2 protein-coding genes are annotated in these 2,822 nt (G+C 67.0%); one reads left to right on the top strand and one right to left on the bottom strand.

Annotation, left to right across the window (positions count from 1 at the left end):
• Positions 1 to 1,285 (top strand): type VII secretion-associated serine protease mycosin (mycP, locus tag WAN71_RS05905; protein WP_422224439.1); only part of this gene is annotated, 1,285 nt, incomplete at its 5' end.
• Here mycP and eccB read toward each other — a convergent pair.
• Positions 1,271 to 2,668, bottom strand: a complete 1,398-nt coding sequence (eccB, locus tag WAN71_RS05900) for a type VII secretion protein EccB (protein WP_422224438.1) — start codon at positions 2,666 to 2,668, stop codon at positions 1,271 to 1,273. The two genes, mycP and eccB, sit on opposite strands and share 15 nt — an antisense overlap.
• Positions 2,669 to 2,822 lie beyond the last annotated feature (154 nt).

Below are 2,822 nucleotides of genomic sequence, written 5' to 3'. Positions count from 1 at the left end.
ATGTGGAGCGCCAGCAGCACATGCGGTCGCGCCGCCGCCGATCGACAACAGCCAGCTACCCGAGCCGGCGCCGGCGAGGCCGCCCCAGCCCACCGTGCAGCGGTCGATGTGCGCAGTGCCGTCCATGGCTCCCGATGCGAACCGGCCCAACGCCTCCGGTCAACTCTCCGGGCTCGATCTGCCCGCAGTTTGGAAACTCACACGTGGTTCCGGCCAACGGGTCGCTGTCATCGACACCGGGGTTTCGCCGCACTCACGGCTGCCCGACACGGCCGCCGGCGGTGACTATGTATTTACCGGCGACGGCACCCAAGATTGCGACGGTCATGGGACGGCCGTGGCTGGGATCATCTCCGCCGCACCGGATTCCCGTCGTATGGACGGCTTCAGCGGTGTCGCCCCGGGCGTCAGTCTGATCAGCATCCGGCAGTCCAGCACCAAGTTCCGCGCAGCGGCGGATCCGTCCAACTCCGGATTCGGCGACGTTGACACGATGGCAGAAGCCGTTCGAACCGCGGCGGATCTCGGCGCTTCGGTGATCAACATCTCCTCGGTTGCCTGCATCCGCGTCGGGTCGGCGCTCGACGACCGCGCACTCGGCGCCGCGCTGTCCTACGCGGTTGACGTCAAGAATGCCGTGGTGGTGGTCGCCGCCGGAAACACCGGTGCGGGGCAGTGTCCAGCACAGCGACCCGAAGCGACGTGGGACACCGTGACGGTCGCGGTCAGCCCGGCGTGGTACGACGACTACGTGCTGACCGTGGGTTCGGTGAACGCGCACGGCGAACCATCGTCGTTCACACTTGCCGGACCGTGGGTGGATGTCGGCGCCCCGGGCGAGGCGGTGATATCGCTGAGCTCGTCGGGCGATGGCTTGATGAATACCCTTGGTGGGCCCGATGGTTCGGCTCGACTGTCGGGCACCAGCTACGCGGCTCCAGTGGTCAGCGGGTTGGCGGCGCTGATCCGATCCCGGTTCCCGAAGTTGACGGCTCGCCAAGTGATGCAACGCATCGAGGCCACCGCGCATCATCCGCCTGGCGGGCGGGATCCGCTGGTCGGCGCGGGCGTTGTCGACTTCCTTGCCGCGGTCAGCACCGACCCACCGGTGAGCCCGTCACCTTCGCCACCACACACATCGGTGCCGATTGCACCGCCGCCGCTTCCCGCGCGGGCGGACCACGGCGGGCGAGACACGGCGTTACTTGGCGCGGCGATCTGCGGTGGCGTGCTGACGGTAGTGCTGATCACCGGTGCACTGAAAGCCCGACTACGACGCGAGTGAGGCGTTCGCCCGACTCAATTCCGGCCCGGCAGGAAGTTTCGCTAATACCGGCCACGGCGCCGGGATGGCCGTATTGGGCAGACCAAGGTCGTGCGCCGCATCGTCGTCGTGGATGGCGAATCGCACACCGGTATCGGTGATCAGGTATCGGGTGCCGGCCTGCGGGTTGTCCCCGGACAGTCCGGTGGCACGCACATAGGCACTGTGCCCCGGCGAGAGGTAGACGGCGTCGACCGCTGGACCCTTCCCATCGGCCCGCGATAACTTCACCGGCTCCTGGCCCGCCGGGATGGGTGTACCGCCGGCCGAAAACGCAATCTCCGGAAAATCTCTGCCGCCCGACACCGCATGCCGCCAACCGACGCACAGCGTCGTAGAGCCGGCATTCAACAGCGTCGGTGTCCGGTCGGGAAACGTAGCCACCGGCAAGTCGGTCACCGTCGGCGTCGCGCGGATGAGGTCGGGCGCGACCGAGATGGCGGTGCGCGCGCCCTGCGAGTCGGTGAATCGCAGCAGATCCGCGGCAACCCGGCCGATGCGCTGGATCCCGTGGCTCAATACGACGTAATACTCGTCGCCGTCGGCGCGGGCCACGCGGAGCACGCTGCCGACCGGAAACCCCGGCAGTGCGGCCGGTCCGCGAGTGCCGGGAGTGGGAATCCGCGGCGTCGTGATGGGCGGCGCCTCCGGGACAGCATTCAGCAGCGTCGGTGACACCGCCAACGGGACCTGACCGTCCAATCCGAGTGCGCGCACAACCGCACGTTCATTCAGATTCACTACGGCCCGGCGGCCGCCGTACAGCAGGTAGGTCGACCCGCCGGACACCGGCGTAACCAGGACGGATTGTTCGCTCGCCAAGAGGTGCGACAACGGTCCCTCGGCCGGACCGATGACGACCGTCGTGCTCGGCGCGGCGCCGCCGCTGTCACAAACCGTCCACCGCAATTCGTCCTCGCCGAAGGGTATCCCCAGAAATTGTGGGGCACCGGGGATGCCCAGCATGAGGCCCCTTTTGCTGTGGCTCAATTCCGACTCGGGCACCGGCTGTGGGTCAGCGTTCGTTCTCGTAATCAACCTGGCCGAGGCCAGGTTGAGCACCGGATGCAGGGTTTCACCGATGCGGACGTACAGCGCCCCCGACTGTTTGCCCATCACGATCGGCGCGTTCGCGAACGCAGGTTGTGGCCGAATCACGGCCAGCAGCGCACATCCGGCCGCCATGATGATCGCCAGCACAGCACCGGCCATCAGCGACTGCATGGACGCGCGGATCGGTTCGTTGACCCTGCGGATGTCCCTGCCCAGCAGTGCGCATTCGATCCGGCGTAGCAGGAATCGATACCCGCTGACGTGCAGCCGCGTGGTTGGTTGCCATCCCATCAGTCCCCCAAGGCCCCCGGGATGCCGGGCCTTCACGATATTCCGTGATCACGTCTTGCGTTGCCGTCGATCCACAGTTCAGGGGCGGACGGCCGCCGATGTGACCGATTGCCCAGTTCTCGTTAAAATCGCCTGGTGAGCATTCATCGCCTCA

Source organism: Mycobacterium sp., from assembly GCF_049280035.1.
Classification (GTDB): Bacteria; Actinomycetota; Actinomycetes; order Mycobacteriales; family Mycobacteriaceae; genus Mycobacterium.
Note: the sequence above shows the minus strand (reverse complement) of the source record. Positions and strands in the feature narration are given on the sequence as shown.

Bases quoted from the DNA above. Each gene is read 5' to 3' on its own strand.
- eccB (WP_422224438.1), bottom strand. From the start codon at position 2,668: ATGGGATGGCAACCAACCACGCGGCTGCACGTCAGCGGGTATCGATTC.